This window comes from Neobacillus rhizophilus (genome assembly GCF_018343535.1).
GTDB lineage: Bacteria > Bacillota > Bacilli > Bacillales > Cytobacillaceae > Neobacillus > Neobacillus rhizophilus.
The window spans coordinates 1,524,808-1,544,926 of record NZ_JAGYPF010000001.1 but is presented as its reverse complement, the minus strand read 5'-3'; the positions used below and the strand labels follow the sequence as shown (position 1 = coordinate 1,544,926).

Genomic DNA, 20,119 nt, shown 5'->3' with positions numbered 1-20,119 from the left:
AAATTTAATTTGTTAAGCCAGAATATTAATTTGCTTTTACATTCTTAAGGATATTGATGGCAAAAAGGATAATACCGAGTACCATTAATGTTCCGCCAGTAGCAACACCTGGACCGGCAGACTCATTACCTGAAACGAGCAGTGCCAGTGAGATCATCATGACAGGAAGGGCAATATTATGAAGCCAGAAGTGAACTTTTGCCAATGTGGTTTCCGCGGCTTGAGGAAAGGCAACATAAATAAGACCGGCAAGCGTCATCGCTGTCCATCCTAATAAATTAATATGGACATGAACTGGAGTAAAATTAAAGTTTTCCGTCATCGACATGTACATTCCGAGGCATACCCCAATGACAAAGTAGCACACAGAAACTTTAATAAACTTAACACCCATTTTCTTACCTACCTCCCTTAAAAATAATGACTATAGTAGTAAATATGTAGGTCTATTTCATTATAGAACCACCATTTACTAGGACTAGAACGGATTTTTGAGGGACTAAAGTAATGGAAAAAAAAAGCACCCTAAAAAAAGGTGCTTTCTATTTTAGCTAATAAGAAAGTATAAATTCAACTACGCCTCATGAACCGTCCTAGCGGACTCGCCAATTGGCGAGTTTTCATTTAAAATAACGCTTTAATTCCCACTAGTGCCAGCCCGATGAGGAAACCACACAATGCTCCATTTACCCGAATCCATTGCAGGTCTTTTCCTACATTAGTTTCAATCATGTGGATGAGCGTTTTATTATCCAGCTTTTCAAGATTTTCTTCGACCAGTTTTCCGACTTTGGAATGGTTTTTATCAACAAACCCGGCAATTTGCAATTTAATCCAAGCTTCAAGCTGCCCCATCTTTTCCTGATCTGAACCGAATTCACTTAGTCCTTCCTTTATGAAAGGAAGAAGATATTCATCGTAGAAAATAGGGTCTTCAACAAAATCCAGTGCCTTAGCTTGAGCATTCGCCAAGAATTCGTTGATTTTTTCTCCAGGTTCCCATTTTGCTATCAATTGGGATTTAAAGCGTTCCAATTCTTCATACATTTTTTCGTCACTTTTCAGGCTCTCAAGTTTCTGATGGATGTGAATCAATAGGGTTTGCCTGTTTTGGTTAAAGGGGTCACGAAAGCTATCGACACCCTTAATGATTAGATTCTGGATAATATTGCCCAGCTTTTCCTCATTCACGAGATTGCTAAATGAACGTATCGCAAACTGCATAATGCCGTCGGCTGGAATATTTTCAATCATGTCCACGGCAATTCCGCCGAGCCGATATTTAGTACTATCCTTTTTGGCCCAAACATCAATTTCCTTCAGAACCAAATCCAGTGCTTTTTCATCATATTTTCGGACTGTAACCTGGTCAATAAGAAGGGGGAGATAATGCTTTGTATCTAAGCTATTCAGTTGGGATTTAAGCTCCTTTTCAATGACCGGGGCAACTTTTTGCAGGTTTACCATCTTAATTAAATGTTTAATAACCTTTATGCTATTCTTTTTTAGATTATTTCCGTGTATTTCCTCATTGATGAGTGAAAAAATTTTCTCAGTGAACTGGAAATTGTTTATTTTCTGCTGGATACTTTCTTTCGTCAGCCAATCATTTTCCAGCATCGAGATGATTTTTGCGATAATTTTACTGCGATTTTTCGGCAAAAGCGCAGTATGTGGGATGGGCAGCCCTAGCGGATGCCGAAAAAGTGCCGTCACGGCAAACCAGTCGGCAAGGCCCCCTACCAGCCCTGCTTCAAAACCGCCTTGGAGAACAGTTCTCCAAATGGATTGCGGCATTGGAATTGTAGCAAGAAACCCGGCTGCCATAATAATTAATGAAATGGTAGCTAGATGTCGTGTATTTGTTTTCTTATTACCCATTATTTTACCCCTCATTTTTTCATAAAGATAAAGTCATATTGCTATTATCTCAATATTGTAGAAAAAAAAGCAAAAAAAACCTATCTAAAAAACCTATTCTTGTTAAGAAAGAAAAAAACCTTCTCATTGACTTAAGAGGAGGTTTTTTTCGCGGGTTTTTTGTGGGTAATCAACCCGTCTAAATCAGTAATATAGAATTGTATTTCTGGAGCTGATTTTAAATATTTGTCCTGGATTAGCTGATAATAATTTACCCTGTGCTCCGGGTCAAACGGCAGCATCGGATATTCATTGTGCTCCTTGACATATAGGTCGACTGCTTTTTGGACAATGTCCATTTCCCCCGGGATATGCTTTTCGTGTTCTTCAAATATGTCATAGGTTTCCTTCGACATAAAGTATTTTCTTTCAGGTATCCCGCCAAGAAGATGGGCAAGCTGTTTAAAATCGATGCTGTTATCCTCTTTAACAAGAATGGTTCTGTATACCCCTTTGGGTAAGCTGTTAGAAAAATCATGAACAGTTTTTTTTATATCTTCTAACGTTGCACCTATAATCGGATATTGTCTTTCCTTCGTTGTATCATTGACTGAAACCTTTAGTTCCTTTTTGTGACTAGTAAGTTTTAAGAATAAATAAATTGCTGCTCCGCCTACTCCAAGTCCTAAGATAATATAAATTAATATAATATCCATGCCTCCCTATTTAGAAGTATTATTAACATTTAATATTTCATCTTATAAAATTCTGCCATTTTTTGGTGATAATGTCGAGGGGTTTTGAAAAATATGAAAAGGTATCCAGCAGGATACCTTTTCATATGCTCTTAGTGAGATTAATTTGCGAAATTTACATCCTTGTATATAACGTGTAACTCTTTAAGGAAATCATCAACGGATAAATAGGTTTCGGTATCCTCAAAAAACCATAAATCATTTTCTTCTATATAGAAGTTCATTCCATTAACTTCTTTCGAGAACCCAGAGTTTGCTGGTGTTTCAATTGAAAATGCAAGACTATAGCCTTTGTGCTTTTCGCCAAAGCCGGCATATTGCGGGAACAGACGAACGCTAAAGGGCCTAGTGTATTCGAATTCTCCTGCAAACCACGTTACTGCTTTTTCATCAATAGAAATCAACATATTCAAACACCAACCTTTTCTAATGAGGTGACAATTCTAAAGAATTATCTTTACTAAAAGGTTACGTTTTTTCTTGAAAATTGCCTATGATAATATTCACATGAAGCTATTTTCAGGGTTAATTGTAATAAAAAATTCATTTTTTAAAAATTGATCATAGAGTTACTGTTTTTGTAACATCTTTATGGTGAAAATGGTGATATGATAACCACATGAAAGGGGATGTTGTTGATGGAAAAGCAATTTGAGAAATTAAATGAGAATGTAAATGACATGAAGTCTCTAATAAATACTTTTAACAAAACTTTAGAAAACATTGAAAAAAGACTTTCAAGATTAGAGAAAATGGATAGTATAGAACATCGCGTCGCTGTTAACCAAATCGATTTATCTGATATTAAAGAAGTTTTAGAACGGATCGAGGAATCGCAAAAAAATGATATCCAGCATATCAATCGCCGTCTTGATTCCCACCTTATTAAAATTGCAAAAGTAGAAGAAGAAACTTTGATTTTAAAGTCAAGATAAAAAAGACCAGGGACACTGGTCTTTTTCTATCCAGAGGCGAATGCGCTTACAGCTTTTTGAAGAAAGCTTTAGCACCAAGGTAAAGTGTTGCAAGTGCGAAGATAAGAATGGCAAGTGCACCGATAACATGAAATAATGATGACAGGCTAGCTAAAAATGAAATGGTCGGCATTTTAACTAAGGCGAAGCCAGCCAAAATACAGGCCAAGAAAAGAATAGCTGTTTGGTTCAATTTTATCCCCTCCTTGTTAGCAGGATATGCAGGCAAGACAAATGTTGGAATGAGTCAATTGTCCTGATTAAAAGGACAAAAAAAACAAACCTTTTGCAGGTTTGTTTATATTATGTCAGTACAGAACCTCCGAGTTGGATAAAGACACCTGCTTGAGGTTTGTTGGTTCACCGTCGTTTATACTTTTCATGACTTCTATATATTTAATATGATGGTCTTCCATTTCAATAATTTTAAAAGTGTACGTTTCATGTGCAATAATGTCGCCTTCTTTGGCATCGTAATTCTCGGTTAAAATCCAGCCGCCGATTGTATCAACATCTTCGTCATTAATTTCGACGCCCAATAAATCATTGACTTCGCTCACTAAAACCTTTGAATCAATAATATAATGATTTTCCTTGATTTTGCGAATTTCAGGAATCTCATCCATATCAAATTCATCGCGAATTTCCCCGACAATTTCTTCAAGGATATCTTCTACCGTTACCAAACCTGAAGTTCCACCGTATTCATCCATTAAAACCGCCATATGCATTCGCTCTTTTTGCATTTTTACAAGCAAATCATGAATAGGGATCGTTTCAATTACACGGATGATAGGACGGATGTAGCCTTCGAGAGTTTGTGCCGAAAGCTGTTCGTTTCCAATAAAATCTGTCATGACTTCCTTGGCGTTGACAATCCCAACGATATGGTCCTTATCCCCATCGATTACAGGATATCTGGTGAATTTTTCTTCCCGGATCGTTGATAAAAAGGCATCAAGCGAGTCATCCTTAGACAATGAGACGATTTCGGTCCGCGGTACCATAATTTCTTTTGCTATTCGATTATCAAAATCAAATATTTTATTTACATACTTGAACTCTGATTGGTTAATTTCACCACTTTTATAGCTCTCCGATAAGATAATTCGAAGCTCTTCCTCCGTATGAGCGATTTCATTTTCGGAAACAGGTTTAAGCCCAAAGATTCTCGAAATGATTCGAGCGGATCCGTTCAATACCCAAATAAACGGGTACATAATTTTATAGAAGAGAATGAGCGGGCGAGCTACCTTAAGTGTTATCCATTCTGCTTTTTGAATGGCCAATGTTTTAGGCGCAAGTTCTCCGACTACGACGTGTAAAAATGTAATTGTTCCAAATGCAATCGAAATGGATAATATTTTTACAGCATTGTCGGGAAGATTCAATGAAATGAAGAGAGGACCAAGCAAATGTTCAATCGTTGATTCCCCAATCCAACCTAACCCAAGAGCCGTGATGGTAATTCCAAGCTGACAGGCAGAAAGATATTCATCTAAATTTGAAATCACTCTTTTGGCTGAAACGGCCTTCGAACTTCCTTCTTCAATTAACTGATCGATTCTTGAACTCCTAATCTTCACAATCGCAAACTCTGAAGTTACAAAAAAAGCAGTTAATGCTATTAAAATGGCTATTAAAACCAAATTAAATATGTCCAAATAAGTTCCCTTAACTCGTTGTTTAGACGAGTAAGGTAGTCACCTCCTGGTATTTTCAAAGATTAACTTGAAACCTTTAAAAGCGATTTCAATAATGCTGTTCTAAGCAGACTTAGGTTATTCGTCAGCGTCTCTTTTTGCTTTTCATCCAATTTTTCAATAAATGGGATGATGTCAAATAAATCATTGTGTAGCTTGAGCATTTGCTGGGTCAGCGTACACACATGTTTTTCCACTTCTGAAGCCTGAATGCTGCCTGCTGCTTTGCGCATTTCTAGTTTTCTTTTAATCTCGTCTAATGGATAATGCAAACTCTTGCATTCTTCGATAAATTTTAAATCATGTAATGATTCGTCCGTATAGATGCGGTAATTGGACTCAGATCGATCTGCTTTGAGCAGTCCAATAGACGTATAGTAATCAATTGTTCTCTTGGAAACCATTGCTCTTTCCGCTAATTCGCCAATTCGATAGACAGCCCCATCATACCACCTCGACATATATATAAATTAACAATATTATAGAGAATTTAAACCGTACAGTCAAACGTTTCGGTTATTATAGGCATTGTTAACTATATTTTATGGTGAATTATAGGTAATATGAATACTAATGTCAAAATATTATAAAAAAATAAAAAACGTCTCCTTATTCGGGAGACGCTGGCAATTTTTTTACTTCTATATAGCCGATATGGTGGCCGTCGATTTCTTTGATTTGAAAGGTGAAGCCATCTCTTTCGAGTGTATCGTCTTTTTGGACATCAAATTTTTGGGTCAAAAACCATCCGCCAATGGTATCAACATCATCGTCCTCGAGGGTAGTGCCTAAAATATCGTTGACCTCACTGATGAGGACTTTCCCATCTAAAATATAATGATTCTCACCCTTTTTCTGAATAAGGGGTACTTCATCCAAATCAAATTCATCCCTGATTTCCCCGACGATTTCTTCTAAAATATCCTCGACCGTGACAACCCCGGCTGTACCGCCATACTCATCGGATAGAACCGCCATATGAGAGCGGTTTTTTTGCAGTTTTACTAACAGTTCCTGAATCGGGATAGTTTCAATCACATGTATAACAGGCTTTATGTAAGTAGCAAGCGGTTCTTCGCCGCTGCATTTCTGCTGGATGCAGTCGGTCAGCACCTCCTTGATATTGACGACACCTAAAATGTTATCCTTATCCCCATCAATGACGGGATAACGGGTGTATCCTTCTTCCTGGACAGTTTCAATAATTTCATTAAGAGAGGCATCTTTGGAAAAGGTGATGACCTCCGTCCGCGGCACCATAATTTCCTTGGCGATGCGATCATCAAATTCAAAAATCCGATTCATGTAGCTATATTCCGACTGGTTAATTTCACCGCTCTTATAGCTCTGCGATAAAATTAGCCGTAATTCTTCTTCGGAAAGGACGATATCATTTTCCGAGGCTGGTCTAATCCCAAACAGTCCCGTAACATAACGAGCGGAGTGGTTTAACGCCCATATGAACGGGTACATTAGCTTATAAAACAAAATCATAGGCTTGGCAACATGCAGGATAATTTCCTCCGACTTTTGTATTGCAAACGTTTTTGGCGATAATTCACCAATGACCACATGGACAAAGGTGATGGCAATAAACGAAAAAATAACGGAAATTATGTGTCCAAGTGAAGCCGGAATTTGCAGCCAATCCAAGATAGGTTTTAACAGCATTCGAATTGTGGGTTCGCCAAGCCACCCCAAGATTAACGAAATAATCGTAATTCCGACCTGAGTGGCCGATAAATATCCATCCAAATTGGAAATGACTTTCTTGGCGGCTTCGGCTTTTTTATTGCCTTCGGCAACCAATTGGTCGATTCTGGTTGTCCGTACTCTGACGATCGCAAATTCTGATGCGACAAAAAATGCAGTAAATAGTATGAGCAGAGCTATTATCAAGATATTTATCCAAATCATTGGGGACCTTACGATGCGTAAGGTATGCCACCTCACTTACAAAATAATCTTTTTCTTCTTACGGCCTTCCCGTATTTGTGTATAGTTTTATTATTTCAAAAAAATGCTTCTTGAGCAAATTAATGAACAAACCAATATAAAAGCCGCCATCTGGCAGCTGGTGAAAGGGGTTTAATATGAGGGGGGCTGCTGCCATTCGCGGGCGAGCATACTGTACACGATAATATCATGGAAATAATCGTTCAAATGTTCTCCGTCCCTTAATATACCTTCTTTCCGAAATCTTAGTTTTTCGGGAATAGCCCGGCTTCTGATGTTCTTTACGCCACAGCGGATTTCAATCCGGTTTAAGCCTAAATCTAAAAATGCATAATTAAGCACGGCATGAACAGAGCGGATCATAATCCCATGACCTTCTGCATCCTTTGCTAAATAATAACCGATGCTGGCCATTTTATTGTACCAGTCAATTTGATGAAGTCCTATTGACCCAACAAGCTTTCCTTTGTAGAGGATGCCAAGGTTGCAGGCGTTGCCCTCGGCCAATTGATTCAGCCAATGAGTGATCACAGTTTCGAATTGATAGGGAGTGGTCATGCTATCGACCCAGGGAAGCCATGTTCGCAAGTGGTCACGGTTCTTCTCGACAAGCTGATAAAGCTGTAAAGCATGCTGGCGTTGAAAGACAAGAAGTTCAATTTCATGGTCAGCCTTTAAAGTAAACATAGGTCATAACTCCTGAAAAATTTTTACTACATACTATGCAAATTGGATTTGGGCTGTGATGATGTTTTTTTTTTGAAAAAAATAGTTCCGGATTTACAACACGCTTGTAATAATTTCCTTGTCAAACCTTTTAATCAGTAGTATCATTCGTTATGTAAACAAGTAAATAGTCCACAGGGGGAGCTGCGCATAAGCGGCTGAGAGTGAACGTTCGAGTTCTGACCCTATGAACCTGTTAGTTAACGCTAGCGTAGGGATGTGGTTTTGCCGATATTAAAAAGCAATGCAGACAATCCTTACGTCCTGCATTGCTTTTTTATTTTTTATAAACAAGGGGGAAAATGGTGTGAATCAAAATGGAAGCAATACACGTTTTATCGCAGAGGTTGCCGTCTTTTCGGCACTTGCTTATTTATTAGACTTAGCTGCAAGTATTTTGTCCTTGAAAATTTGGCCACAAGGAGGATCAATCTCCATTGCGATGGTTCCGGTCTTTATTATGGCGTATCGCTGGGGAATTAAGGGTGGCTTATTAACTGGCTTCTTGTTGGGATTATTGCAATTCATTCTTGGTTTTGCGCAAATCTACACGATTATTCAGGGAATTATCGATTATTTTATTGCGTTTACTGTTCTCGGTTTTGCTGGAATTTTTGCCCGCCAGGTTAAGAATTCTCTTGAGGAGGGAAATAAAGGAAGCTGGATGGTCTATTCTATCCTTGGAACGTTCTTAGGAAGCTTGCTTCGATATATTTGCCATGTGTATTCAGGAATTGCTTTCTTTGGCGAGTATGCCCCTAAAGGACAACCGGTTGCTGTGTATTCCTTGATTTATAATGGGACCTATATGCTTCCAAACTTTATCATCAGTGCCATAATCGTTGTTTTAGTCCTTGCCGCTATCCCGAAAAGAATGGTTGTTAAATATCAATAATATTAATGAAGAAAAGCCTCGTGCTTTTCTTTTTTTCTTTTTTTGTCACAATTTATATATTTTTTTTTGAAATTTAGGTGTAAAATGTCAATATAGAAAGATAATCATTCTCAATTACAATGGATTGGGTGATAATATATGTTTACATCATTGAAAGCAGGGGAAAAGGGGAAAATCGTAGATATTTCCCATGTCGGCAACCTTGTGAAAAGACGTTTGCTTGATTTAGGAATAACCGAAGGATCGGAAATATGTGTGAAATGTGTTATGCCTTTTGGCGGCCCGATTATGATTGAGTCCTGCGGTCAATGCGTCGGTATCCGCCGCAAGGAAGCCGTCCAGATTGAAGTGGAGAGAATATAAATGGAAATTGCTCTAATTGGAAACCCGAATACTGGAAAAACATCATTGTTTAATAACCTCACTGGATCCTATGAGTATGTCGGCAACTGGAGCGGAGTAACGGTTGAAAAGAAAGTTGGCGTTTTCAAAAATAATATTGGCAGATTAATAGATTTACCGGGTGTCTACACACTAAACCCGCTTTCAAGAGATGAGGGAGTCGTCACTTCCTTTTTTCTAAACGATTCCGTGGATCGGCTATTGAATATATTGGATGCATCTCAATTAGAACGGAATCTACATTTAACCATGCAGCTGCTGGAGTTTGAAAAACCGCTCTTAATTGGTTTAAATATGATTGATGTTGCTAGCCAGCGTGGGATTATGATTGATGCCAAGAAACTTTCGGAAAAATTGGGTGTCCCGGTTGTCCCGGTTGTCGCCAGAAGTGGTAAGGGCTGTGACCAATTGGTTGATACTATTTCCACAAAATCATTTACGCCGGTGAAAAAGAACCTTGTAAACTATGGCGTGGAAGTGGAAAAGGCAATTGCCGATCTATCTCAGGAACTGGCTGGGAAAACAGAGCATTCAAAACGCTTTTTGGCGATTCAGTATTTTGAAGGAAATGAATACGTTAAAAATTACGTTACGCAAATTGTGGATGGCGAAAAACTTCAGGCTATTTCAGCTAAATTGGAAGAGTCCATCAAGAAATCGTATGAGGTTAAAACGTTACCAAACTTTATTTATATGAAAAGAAAAGCAGCGATTGAAACAATTATCGCTGAAACAACGAGTAGACGTGATGGTGTCGTACCATTATCTGAAAAAATTGACAGCATTGTCACCAATAAATATCTTGGTATGCCAATCTTCTTATTGCTAATGTATTTAATGTTTATGCTGACGTTTGACTGGCTTGGGACACCGATGTCTGATGCACTTGATGGGTTATTGACTGGACCGGTTGCGTCAGGTATTGAAAACGCCCTGACGGCTGTCCATGCGTCCGCCTTTATTCATGCGCTGATTATTGAAGGATTAGTTGCCGGGGTTGGCGGTGTTCTTGTTTTTGTACCGCAGATTTTTATTTTGTTCTTTTTCATATCGTTATTAGAGGATTCCGGCTATATGGCCCGCGTCGCGCTGGTTATGGACAGAATTATGGAATCGGTTGGTTTGAACGGGAAAGCATTTATCCCAATGATGATTGGGTTTGGCTGTAATGTTCCAGGCATCATGGCGGCAAGAACGATCGAAACACCGCGCGAACGGCTGTTAACGATTTTGCTGACACCGTTAATGTCTTGCTCGGCTCGTCTGCCAGTGTATGCCTTATTTGTCGGGGCATTTTTTGCAGCCCATAAAGCTTTTATTGTCTTAAGCTTATATGTATTAGGGATTGTGGTTGCGTTAATTTTAGCAAAACTCTTTTCATCGACCATGTTAAAATCGCAGACTTCCTTATTTGTCATTGAATTGCCGCCATATCGGCTGCCGCAGTTTCAATCCTTATGGAGAAGCACCTGGGATAAAGGCAAGGGTTTTGTACGGAAAGCAGGTACGTTTATATTTGCTGGTTCCGTTTTCATTTGGATTTTATCCTATGCAGGACCGGGCGGCTTGAAGGTGGAGATGGATGACAGTTTCCTTGCAGCAATCGGTGGTGTCATTGCACCGATTTTAGCACCGATTGGCTTTGGAACATGGCAGGCGGCAGCATCCTTAATTACCGGCTTCCTTGCCAAGGAAGCAATCATTTCGACCATGAACATTATTTATTTTGTGCCGAGTGATTCAAGTCTGCAGGGGCTGCTAGCCAATTACTATACACCGCTTGCTGCTTACAGCTTTATGGTCTTTATTTTATTGTACATTCCATGCTTGGCCACTACCGCAACCATTTATAAAGAAACAGGTTCAAAAAAATGGACAGCCTTCGCGATCGGCTATGCTTTAGTCATTGCTTATGTTTTATCGCTGATTATTTATCAGGGCGGCAAGCTGTTTGGTCTGGTATAAACAAAAGGAGTGAAATTCTATGATTGCTAGCATTGTTATTGGAGTTGCTATTTTTGGATATGCCGCTTGGGCTCTTGTACGATTTATTAACCGCTCGAAACAAGGTAAATGCGCTGCATGCGAATTGAACAAATCTTGCTCCGGCGGATGTAGTGTACCGCCAGAAATCAATAGGTAATGAACGAACTGCTATCTATATGGGATAGCAGTTTTTTTTATGTGAATACCCTTATTACTTTTAAAATTGGGAAAACTTGTGTAAAATTACACTAGATGTTATTGAAGGAAGGGCTTTGTATGACCAGAGATGAAATTATTCAGAATGTTTCAGAGAAATTGCGGCTAATCCGGACTGAAGCAGGCTATACTCAGGATAAAATGGCAGATATTATTGGTGTTTCTAAGAAAACCCTTGTACAGATTGAAAAAGGAAGAGTTCTTGCCAACTGGTCAACGGTAGTTTCTGTTTGTGCCTTATTTCGTGAAACGGAAACGGTCCAATTTTTATTTGGAAACGAGCCCCTCGAAGTACTTGAAACGGTAGCAAGAGAAGGGATCGATTATCGGAAAGCCAAAACACTTGGCGGCCGGGTCTGGTGGCGGGTCGTTTTAAAGAAGAACGGATTCATGCTCCAGCAGAATATTCTAAGCAAGCATTTTCGGATCTTGGATGGGGGAAATTACCGTATTTTTAGCAGCTTTGACGAAAAGCTTTCTAAGCAGCGGTTCAAGGAATTGTCTAAAGATGAAGACTAAATACATGAAGATGGGATAGCCGTGGGTGGCTGTCTTTTTCTTTTTTGGGGATTGTTCTATGGTCGGGTAAATGAACCCAAACCATCGAAAGAACGAAGAGTTGGGTAAGATAGAAATGGTCTATGAGCCCGAACCGTTGAAAGAACGAAGAGTTGGGTAGCATAGAGATGGTATATGAGCCCGAACCATCGAAAGAACGAAGAGTTGGGTAGCATAGAAAGGGTCTATGAGCCCGAACCATCGAAAGAACGAAGAGTTGGGTGGCATAGAAAGGGTATATGAGCCCGAAATGTCGATTGAACGAAGAGTTGGGTAGCATAGAAAGGGTCTATGAGCCCGAACCGTTGAAAAAACAAAGAGTTGGGTAGCATAGAAAGGGTCTATGAGCCCGAACCGTTGAAAGAACAAAGAGTTGGGTAGCATAGAAAGGGTCTATGAGCCCGAAACGTCGAAAGAACGAAGAGTTGGGTAGTATAGAAAGGGTCTATGAGCCCGAAATGTCGATTGAACCAAGAGTTGAGTAGCATAGAAAAGGTATATGAGTTCGAAACAACGAAAGAACGAAGAGTTGGGTAGCATAAAAAGGGTATATGCTACCGCAACCAGGAAAATCAAAAATTCTGTATTATAAAAATGGTGTAAGCTACCGAAATCGCATTAAAAACCAAGATCTTGGTTGAAGAAAAAGTCTGCCATGCACCTTTCCCATTTATACATAATAAGTCCATTTTCCAGATGACATCACCTTATAGTTCTGTTTTAGTACTCTTCCAATCGTTTTTCTCGGGACTGCACACCCACACCACTCATAAACCTCACTTGTCGTAATCTGCCTCTCCGGAAAAAGCAAAATTAACTCCCTCACGAACCGCCGCACCACAGATTCCAAACGCTCCTCACACCCACAAGTATTACATACCATTTTCCTCTCCCCCACAGAAACCGAAAATGAGTGGCACTTCGAACAATAAGGACCCTTTTTCAGCTCCTCATAACTATAAGCGGGCTTTGGAGCATTAGGATAATCACCTTGATCCAAAGAAATTAACAGGTCTGCCAACCTCTCATGGCCGCCATTCAGGTTTGATGGGATATTTTCTAATTTTCTTATGAAGCGATTGATTTGTGTTGGGAGAGTAACATGATTGTTTTGAGGAGCATTGTATAAGGTGAACGTGGGGTTAATATGAACCACGTAGGATTCAACCATCAAATTAAATCTGTACTCATCGAGAAGCTGCCGTAGTTTTGACTCGCTTCGAAACAATTGAAGGATAGGGTCGTCAATTTCAGTATCATTTTTACAAAAACGGTCGGGGTCAGACTTATAAATAAAGTCTCCTTCAAAATTTTTAACATCAATCAGGTAAATCGTTTTTTGAAAAATAATAATAGTATCGATTTGAAAGTGCTTTTCCTTCAATTTAAAGAGCAAGCCATTTAATACGATGCAGTTATTCTTCAATCCTTCGGTTAAAACATCAAACATCACTTCTCCTTGATAGCCTTTTTCAAGAGCGTAATACTTTCTCCTGTCTTTGTCAGAAAGTTTCATACGCAGGTTTAAGGCACGTAATATAAGTAACTCCTCTGTTTCTTGGCGGGATTTTTTCGGTGTAGGCATAGTCCACATCCTTTCAAATTTATTAAATACCCATCTTCCATTTTACTCCAGTTTACAGAAAGGCAAATTCAAATGTATGAATATTTTGTTAACATTGGCCGATGTGACAATTCTGAAAAATGGGAATTGACATTTAAAACATCTGGTGTTAATCTTACAAAGTAAGAAAAAAAAGGAAATGGAGGGCTGCAAAATGATTATCTTAAACCACTTAATTTATCAATCAACTGAATATGTAAACGCAGCCAACCCTGAAGGGATTTCCTTGTAATCTACACTTTACTTATGTATTTTCAAACACAGGCTGCGTTACTTTGTGATGCGCGGCGTGTGTTTTTTATTTTTAAATAAGAGGCATACTGCACAGTTGCGGCAGTATGTCTCTTTTTTTATAAAAAAGGAGGAATTAGCATGCTGAAAAGACTCAATGTAAGGCTTGTACACAAAATAGGAGATCTAGAAAGCGGATAGATTAAACAGAAATAGGGGGAAAAACAGCATGTTTTCCGTATTGAAGAAATTAAGCTGGTTTTTTAAAGAAAATTGGAAGCGCTACCTAGTAGCGGTCACTTTACTTATATTCGTGGGTTTGCTGGATGTCATACCTCCCAAATTAATTGGCTTGGCAATCGACGATATTCATTCCGGGGCGATGACAAACCAGAAAATCTACATGTATCTTGTCTATCTCACCATCATTATGGTTTCATCGTACGCTATCACTTATATATGGCAATATCAATTGTTCGGCGGTGCATTTTTAATCGAAAGAAAGCTGCGCTCAAGATTTATGGGACATCTTTTAAAAATGACGCCGGCCTTTTTTGAAAAGAATCGTACCGGAGATTTAATGGCTCGTGCCACCAACGATTTAAAGGCTATTTCCATTACAGCCGGGTTCGGGATTTTAACTCTTGTCGATTCGAGTGTCTGGATGCTGACGATTCTGTTTACGATGGGCTTTTTCATCAGCTGGAAGCTGACCTTGGCGGCGATATTGCCCCTGCCGATCATGGCCATCCTGATGCAAATGTATGGAAAAAAGATCCACACCCGCTTTACCGAAGCACAGGATGCCTTCGGGGAATTAAATGACCGCGTTCTCGAATCGATTGCCGGAGTGAGAGTCATCCGTGCCTATGTCCAAGAAAATGCGGACCGCGAGCGATTTCACGAATTGACCGAAGATGTTTATCAAAAAAATATAAACGTCGCAAGAATCGATTCGTTATTTGATCCGACCATTAAAATACTGGTCGGCATCAGCTATTTAATTGGCATTGGATACGGGGCAACTCTCGTTTTCCATCAGGCTATCACTTTGGGGGACCTTGTTTCCTTTAATGTGTACCTGGGGATGATGATTTGGCCAATGTTTGCCGTCGGCGAACTGATCAACGTAATGCAGCGGGGGAATGCGTCGCTCGACCGGGTCCATGAAACACTCAGCTATCAGGAAGAGGTCAAAAACCCATCCCAGCCAATAAAGATAACCGAACCAAACCCAATCCATTTCGAAAAAGTAACGTTTCGTTACCCATCTTCGAAAACGGATAATCTGCAAAATGTCACCGTCAAGCTGCTTCAAGGCCAAACACTTGGGGTTGTCGGCAAGACGGGCAGCGGAAAAACAACTTTTATCAAGCAATTATTGCGGCAATATCCACTTGGAAAAGGCGGACTTTCAATCGGCGGGGCCTCCATTGAAGACCAAACACTAGAACAAGTACGCCAATGGATTGGCTACGTCCCGCAGGACCATGTTCTTTTTTCGAGAAGTGTAAAGGAAAATATTTTGTTCGGATGTAAGGACGCATCTGAGGACGACCTGCAGACAGCCATTGATCTCGCGGCTTTTCGCAAAGATTTGCAAATGCTCCCGGAAGGTCTCGAGACACTAGTTGGAGAAAAGGGAGTCGCGTTATCGGGCGGGCAAAAGCAGCGGATTTCGATTGCCCGCGCGCTCATTAAAAATCCGGAAATATTGATTCTCGATGATTCCTTATCTGCGGTAGATGCGAAAACGGAGAAGAAAATCATCGACAATATCCGTACAGTAAGAAACGGGAAAACAACAATTATTACTACGCACAGAATGTCTGCAGTCCAGCATGCCGACCATATCATCGTTCTTGATGAGGGGTTCATTATTGAGGAAGGAACTCATGAACAGGTGCTTGAGCGGGACGGCTGGTATAAGGAGCAATTTTTGCGCCAGCAGGTGGAAGCCAAAATCGAAGAGGAGGTATCAGCATGAAGGTCGGCAGACGCTTAATTAATTACGCTTTATTTTATAAAAAAATCATTATCGCGGCCCTGTTCATGCTGACCATCTCGGTCGTAACGGATTTGGCCGGCCCGTTTATCGCGAAGAACATCATCGATCAGCATATTTTAGGGATTGAGTCGGTTTGGTATGAAACAGCAGCAAAAGGTGATAAAGCCGTAAGCTATAACGGAACGTTTTATAAACGGGAAAAGTATTTTACAAAAGGCGAGGAAAAGGGAGAAAAAGTCCGGATCCTTCAGGTAGGAATAAAGTTTGTGTTTATAGAGGATGATCTGGAATTTGACGGTAAAAGAAACCTCAAGGACAGCAAACTATTTATTTCAAAAGGGAAGAAGCAAGCAGAATACCCTGCAAAAATTATCAAAGGGCCTGAACTTTTAGCGTTTTATCAGCCAGAAATACCGGGGATCTTTAAACTGCTGGCACTTTATTTTGGACTCTTGGTGGTTTCGGCGGTTTTTCAATACGGCGAGCACTTCTTTTTGAAAAAGTCAGCCAATCGGATTATTCAAAAAATGCGCGAGGATGTTTTTCATCATATTCAAAGACTTCCAGTCCGCTATTTTGACAAGCTTCCCGCAGGCAAGGTCGTTGCCAGAATCACAAATGACACCGAGGCGATTCGTGAGCTTTATGTAACCGTATTGGCAGCCTTTTTTACAAGCGCCATTTATATTACTGGCATTTACTCAGCTTTGTTTATTTTAAACGCAAAGCTGGCGGCAATTTGTTTGCTGCTCTTGCCCATTTTGTATATTTGGATTTTGATTTACCGGAAGTATGCTTCCAGATATAATCGGGTGATTCGTTCACGGAACAGTGAAATCAATGCGATGGTTAATGAATCGATTCAGGGGATGAACATTATCCAGGCCTTCAACCGGGAACAGGAAACGATGAAGGATTTCGAAAATCTTAACCATGGCCATTTTACCTACCAAAATAAACTGTTAAACCTGAATGCCTTAACAGGTCACAACCTGGTTGGAATTTTAAGAAATCTCGTCTTTGTGGCATTTATCTGGTACTTTGGAGGCCAGGCACTTTCACCTGAATCTGTTATTTCATTGGGAATGCTGTACGCTTTTGTCGATTACGTCAATCGGCTGTTTCAGCCCGTCCAAGGCATTGTAAACCAATTGGCCAATCTGGAGACAGCACTTGTTGCTGGTGAGAGGGTATTTAAGCTGATGGATGAGCCGGGGGAAAACGTCAGTCCGGAACGAATTTCACGGATTAAAGGTAACGTCACATTCGAAAATGTTTCTTTTGGTTACAAAGACGGTGAATATGTTTTAAAGAATATTCAATTTGAGGCAAAGCCTGGGGAAACGGTGGCGCTTGTTGGCCATACCGGTTCCGGGAAAAGCTCCATCATGAATCTGCTTTTTCGATATTACGACTGTCAGAAAGGACAAATCTTGATAGACGGAAAAGATATCGAATGCATCCCGCGGCAAACGATACGTCAGCATATGGGGATTGTCTTGCAGGACCCGTATTTATTTACAGGAACAATCTCCTCCAATGTGAGTTTAAATGATCCGTCCATTACAAGCGAAAAAGTCGAAAAAGCATTACGTGATGTTGGTGCGGAAAAAGTATTTAAAAACCTTGAAAACGGTTTTGATGAACCGGTAATAGAAAAAGGCAGCACACTATCAAGCGGGCAGCGCCAGTTAATTTCCTTTGCCCGCGCCCTTGCTTTTAATCCGGCTATTCTTATTCTGGATGAAGCCACCTCCAGCATTGATACGGAAACCGAAGCGCTGATCCAAGAGGCAATGGATGTCTTGAAAAAAGGGAGAACAACCTTTATCATTGCCCACCGTCTGTCGACGATTCGAAATGCCGATCAAATTCTAGTCCTAGACCGCGGTACCATCGTTGAACGCGGGACCCATGATGAATTAATGGCGTTTAAGGGAAAATATTATCAAATGTATGAGCTTCAAGTTGGAAGCACAGACATGGCAGGTTAAATAAAAACGTTCATAAAAAATTCATATCTTCGCCAAGAAAGTGTAATTTTTATCACTTGTCTTCGTTTCACCCCATGATATTGTAGTTTTAATTCAAATTAAAAATGGGGTGGCAAATCAATGTCAGATTACACAGTTGTTCTAACCATTGGCAGTTTTTTAGTTCTTACGTATTACATTGGCTATACACTTATTAGCAGACATTAAGGCTGCGGACAAAGTTCCGCAGTTTTTTTTATTTATAAAACAGATTAGTTTGGGAATACATATGAAAGGATGATAAATAGTGAGGTGGAAATGATGGAGAAATTTAGAATAGAACACGATACATTAGGTGAAGTCCGTGTTCCTGAAGATAAATTTTGGGGAGCACAGACGCAGCGGAGCAAAGAGAATTTTATAATCGGGATGGAAAAAATGCCGCTCGAGCTCGTTTATGGTTTGGTTTACATTAAGCAGGCGGCTGCGATCGTTAATCATCAGCTCGGTAAATTGAGTGAGGGTAAAATGAACGCTATCAAAAAGGTGTCTGAAGACATTTTAGCGGGACAACATGATGAACATTTTCCATTGGCGGTTTGGCAGACAGGCAGCGGTACACAATCCAATATGAACGTTAATGAAGTCATTGCCAATCGCGCAAATGAATGGTTAAAAAGTCAAAATAGCACTGAAAAGATTCATCCAAATGATGATGTTAATATGTCGCAGAGTTCAAATGATACGTTCCCGACGGCAATGCATATTGCTGCTTTTATAAAAATTACCGAAAACCTTATTCCGGCAATACAGGAATTAAAAAATACGCTGATAGAAAAGGAAAAAGCCTTCGCAAACATCGTAAAAATTGGCCGAACCCATCTGCAGGATGCTACACCGTTGACTTTGGGGCAGGAAATCAGCGGCTGGAGGTATATGCTGGAGAATAATGAGCGAATGATTACAGAGGCAAGCCAGCACTTGCTCCAATTAGCTATCGGAGGAACTGCAGTCGGTACTGGAATTAACGCTAGTCCGGAGTTTGGCGTAAAAGTCGCTGAAGAGCTCCACACGCTGACTGGTTTCCCGTTTCAATCCTCAGAAAATAAATTCCACGCTCTGACAAGCCATGATGAAATCGTTTATGCCCATGGGGCTTTAAAAGCATTGGCGGCCGATTTAATGAAAATTGCCAATGATGTCAGATGGCTTGCAAGCGGCCCGCGCAGCGGCATTGGCGAACTGACGATACCGGCCAATGAGCCTGGCAGCTCTATTATGCCTGGGAAAGTGAATCCAACGCAAAGTGAAGCATTGACGATGGTAGCCTGCCAAATCTTTGGAAATGATACATCCATTGGCTTTGCCGCAAGCCAGGGCAATTTCGAGTTAAATGTTTTTAAACCGGTGATTATTTATAATTTAATCCAATCAATCAGGCTTTTAACTGACAGCATTCGTTCCTTTAACGTCAACTGTGCAGTTGGGATTGAAGCAAATGAAGAAGCCATTAAAGAGCATGTTGGACGTTCGTTAATGCTGGTTACCGCCTTAAACCCTTATATCGGCTATGAAAAGGCAGCTGCCATCGCCAAACTTGCCTTTAAAGAAAATAGCACCCTGAAGGAAGCGGCAATCAAAACGGGCTATCTGACCGCTGAGCAATTCGATGAGTGGATTAAGCCAGAAAAAATGATTTAAACAAATGAAAGCCCCCTCTAAAGGAGGGGGCTCTTAGCCATATTATGAACTTTTATCAATTAGGTTTACTAATTAGCGTTGGAAACCGCCAAGTTGAGATTCAGCCATAGCGACAAGACGCTTAGTGATTTCTCCTCCAACAGATCCGTTAGCGCGAGAAGTTGTGTCTGCTCCAAGATTTACGCCAAATTCTTGAGCAATTTCATACTTCATTGAATCAAGTGCTTGTTGTACTCCTGGTACTAAAAGTTGGTTAGAGTTGTTGTTGTTAGCCATAGTAAGTTAACACTCCTCTTTTTAGTTTTGGGGTTAGTATGGAGTTGAACCATAATGGGATTATTACCATAGCCTCCTAGGCCTAACCCATGATAATAAATATTGTCTAGCTTCAGCGCCTAGGGGCACGAAGGTCTACAGCAATCCGTCCTGAAGGTTAAAAAGCACCCTTCATGCCGGCTCGTCTTATGCCTGTCGCCCCTGGTCGAGGCGCTTGAAGCTTTTCTTAGTTGGATGAACCGGAGTTGCACCGGTTGTAACCCTGTCTGGCTTCA

20 protein-coding genes and 1 riboswitch are annotated in these 20,119 nt (G+C 40.2%); of the genes, 9 read left to right on the top strand and 11 right to left on the bottom strand.

Going from position 1 to position 20,119, the window contains the following annotated elements; genetic code table 11:
• Positions 1-25 precede the first annotated feature (25 nt).
• The 4 genes from KHA99_RS07310 to KHA99_RS07295 form a co-directional block, all read right to left on the bottom strand.
• Positions 26-394: a cytochrome-c oxidase gene (locus KHA99_RS07310; protein WP_213116729.1), complete on the bottom strand. Its 369-nt coding sequence runs from the start codon at positions 392-394 to the stop codon at positions 26-28.
• Between the two features lie 230 nt (positions 395-624).
• Positions 625-1,881 (bottom strand): DUF445 domain-containing protein, encoded by a 1,257-nt coding sequence (locus KHA99_RS07305; RefSeq protein WP_213116728.1) that lies wholly within the window; start codon positions 1,879-1,881, stop codon positions 625-627.
• A gap of 131 nt (positions 1,882-2,012) precedes the next feature.
• On the bottom strand, positions 2,013-2,576 hold the full coding sequence (locus KHA99_RS07300) for a DUF3939 domain-containing protein (RefSeq protein WP_213116727.1): 564 nt from the start codon (positions 2,574-2,576) through the stop codon (positions 2,013-2,015).
• A 140-nt stretch (positions 2,577-2,716) separates the two neighbouring features.
• Positions 2,717-3,022, bottom strand: coding sequence for a HesB/YadR/YfhF family protein (locus tag KHA99_RS07295; protein ID WP_213116726.1), 306 nt, complete (start codon positions 3,020-3,022; stop codon positions 2,717-2,719).
• Between the two features lie 231 nt (positions 3,023-3,253).
• Here KHA99_RS07295 and KHA99_RS07290 point away from each other — a divergent pair, with 231 nt between their 5' ends.
• A complete protein-coding gene (locus KHA99_RS07290) occupies positions 3,254-3,550 on the top strand; it encodes a hypothetical protein (protein ID WP_249366446.1) in 297 nt (98 codons plus the stop codon).
• A 46-nt stretch (positions 3,551-3,596) separates the two neighbouring features.
• Here KHA99_RS07290 and KHA99_RS07285 read toward each other — a convergent pair whose 3' ends face one another.
• The 5 genes from KHA99_RS07285 to KHA99_RS07265 all read right to left on the bottom strand — a co-directional run bounded on the left by KHA99_RS07285 (position 3,597) and on the right by KHA99_RS07265 (position 7,935).
• Positions 3,597-3,782 (bottom strand): hypothetical protein, encoded by a 186-nt coding sequence (locus KHA99_RS07285; RefSeq protein WP_213116725.1) that lies wholly within the window; start codon positions 3,780-3,782, stop codon positions 3,597-3,599.
• Positions 3,783-3,897: 115 nt separating this feature from the next.
• The gene (locus tag KHA99_RS07280; protein WP_213116724.1) at positions 3,898-5,253 is read right to left on the bottom strand and encodes a hemolysin family protein; all 1,356 of its coding nucleotides are present in this window, start codon (positions 5,251-5,253) and stop codon (positions 3,898-3,900) included.
• Positions 5,254-5,315: 62 nt separating this feature from the next.
• Positions 5,316-5,753: a MerR family transcriptional regulator gene (locus KHA99_RS07275; protein WP_213116723.1), complete on the bottom strand. Its 438-nt coding sequence runs from the start codon at positions 5,751-5,753 to the stop codon at positions 5,316-5,318.
• Between the two features lie 148 nt (positions 5,754-5,901).
• Positions 5,902-7,209 carry a hemolysin family protein gene (locus KHA99_RS07270; RefSeq protein ID WP_213116722.1) on the bottom strand — a complete coding sequence of 436 codons (1,308 nt, stop codon included), beginning with the start codon at positions 7,207-7,209 and terminating at the stop codon, positions 5,902-5,904.
• Positions 7,210-7,380: 171 nt separating this feature from the next.
• The gene (locus KHA99_RS07265) at positions 7,381-7,935 is read right to left on the bottom strand and encodes a GNAT family N-acetyltransferase (RefSeq protein ID WP_213116721.1); all 555 of its coding nucleotides are present in this window, start codon (positions 7,933-7,935) and stop codon (positions 7,381-7,383) included.
• A 166-nt stretch (positions 7,936-8,101) separates the two neighbouring features.
• A riboswitch (TPP riboswitch) is annotated at positions 8,102-8,209 on the top strand.
• A gap of 72 nt (positions 8,210-8,281) precedes the next feature.
• Between KHA99_RS07265 and thiT the strand changes: the two genes are divergently transcribed.
• From thiT to KHA99_RS07240, 5 genes are all read left to right on the top strand, one after another.
• Positions 8,282-8,869 carry an energy-coupled thiamine transporter ThiT gene (gene thiT, locus KHA99_RS07260; RefSeq protein ID WP_307852003.1) on the top strand — a complete coding sequence of 196 codons (588 nt, stop codon included), beginning with the start codon at positions 8,282-8,284 and terminating at the stop codon, positions 8,867-8,869.
• A gap of 138 nt (positions 8,870-9,007) precedes the next feature.
• A complete protein-coding gene (locus tag KHA99_RS07255) occupies positions 9,008-9,232 on the top strand; it encodes a FeoA family protein (RefSeq protein WP_213116719.1) in 225 nt (74 codons plus the stop codon).
• The gene (gene feoB, locus KHA99_RS07250; protein WP_213116718.1) at positions 9,233-11,236 is read left to right on the top strand and encodes a ferrous iron transport protein B; all 2,004 of its coding nucleotides are present in this window, start codon (positions 9,233-9,235) and stop codon (positions 11,234-11,236) included.
• A 19-nt stretch (positions 11,237-11,255) separates the two neighbouring features.
• The gene (locus KHA99_RS31685) at positions 11,256-11,414 is read left to right on the top strand and encodes a FeoB-associated Cys-rich membrane protein (RefSeq protein ID WP_213116717.1); all 159 of its coding nucleotides are present in this window, start codon (positions 11,256-11,258) and stop codon (positions 11,412-11,414) included.
• A 119-nt stretch (positions 11,415-11,533) separates the two neighbouring features.
• Positions 11,534-11,992 carry a helix-turn-helix transcriptional regulator gene (locus KHA99_RS07240; protein WP_213116716.1) on the top strand — a complete coding sequence of 153 codons (459 nt, stop codon included), beginning with the start codon at positions 11,534-11,536 and terminating at the stop codon, positions 11,990-11,992.
• Positions 11,993-12,701: 709 nt separating this feature from the next.
• Here KHA99_RS07240 and KHA99_RS07235 read toward each other — a convergent pair.
• Positions 12,702-13,616: a nuclease-related domain-containing protein gene (locus KHA99_RS07235; protein WP_213116715.1), complete on the bottom strand. Its 915-nt coding sequence runs from the start codon at positions 13,614-13,616 to the stop codon at positions 12,702-12,704.
• Between the two features lie 499 nt (positions 13,617-14,115).
• On the opposite strand from KHA99_RS07235, the gene KHA99_RS07230 reads away from it, so the two are divergent.
• The 3 genes from KHA99_RS07230 to fumC all read left to right on the top strand — a co-directional run bounded on the left by KHA99_RS07230 (position 14,116) and on the right by fumC (position 19,568).
• Positions 14,116-15,873 (top strand): ABC transporter ATP-binding protein, encoded by a 1,758-nt coding sequence (locus KHA99_RS07230; protein WP_213116714.1) that lies wholly within the window; start codon positions 14,116-14,118, stop codon positions 15,871-15,873.
• Entirely contained in the window at positions 15,870-17,888 is a 2,019-nt protein-coding gene (locus KHA99_RS07225) for an ABC transporter ATP-binding protein (RefSeq protein WP_213116713.1), read from the top strand. Before KHA99_RS07230 ends, KHA99_RS07225 begins: the two co-directional genes overlap by 4 nt.
• 300 nt (positions 17,889-18,188) lie before the next feature.
• On the top strand, positions 18,189-19,568 hold the full coding sequence (gene fumC / locus KHA99_RS07220; RefSeq protein ID WP_213116712.1) for a class II fumarate hydratase: 1,380 nt from the start codon (positions 18,189-18,191) through the stop codon (positions 19,566-19,568).
• 72 nt (positions 19,569-19,640) lie between these two features.
• Here the strand turns inward: fumC and KHA99_RS07215 are convergent, their stop codons facing one another.
• Positions 19,641-19,844, bottom strand: coding sequence for an alpha/beta-type small acid-soluble spore protein (locus tag KHA99_RS07215; protein WP_213116711.1), 204 nt, complete (start codon positions 19,842-19,844; stop codon positions 19,641-19,643).
• Positions 19,845-20,119 lie beyond the last annotated feature (275 nt).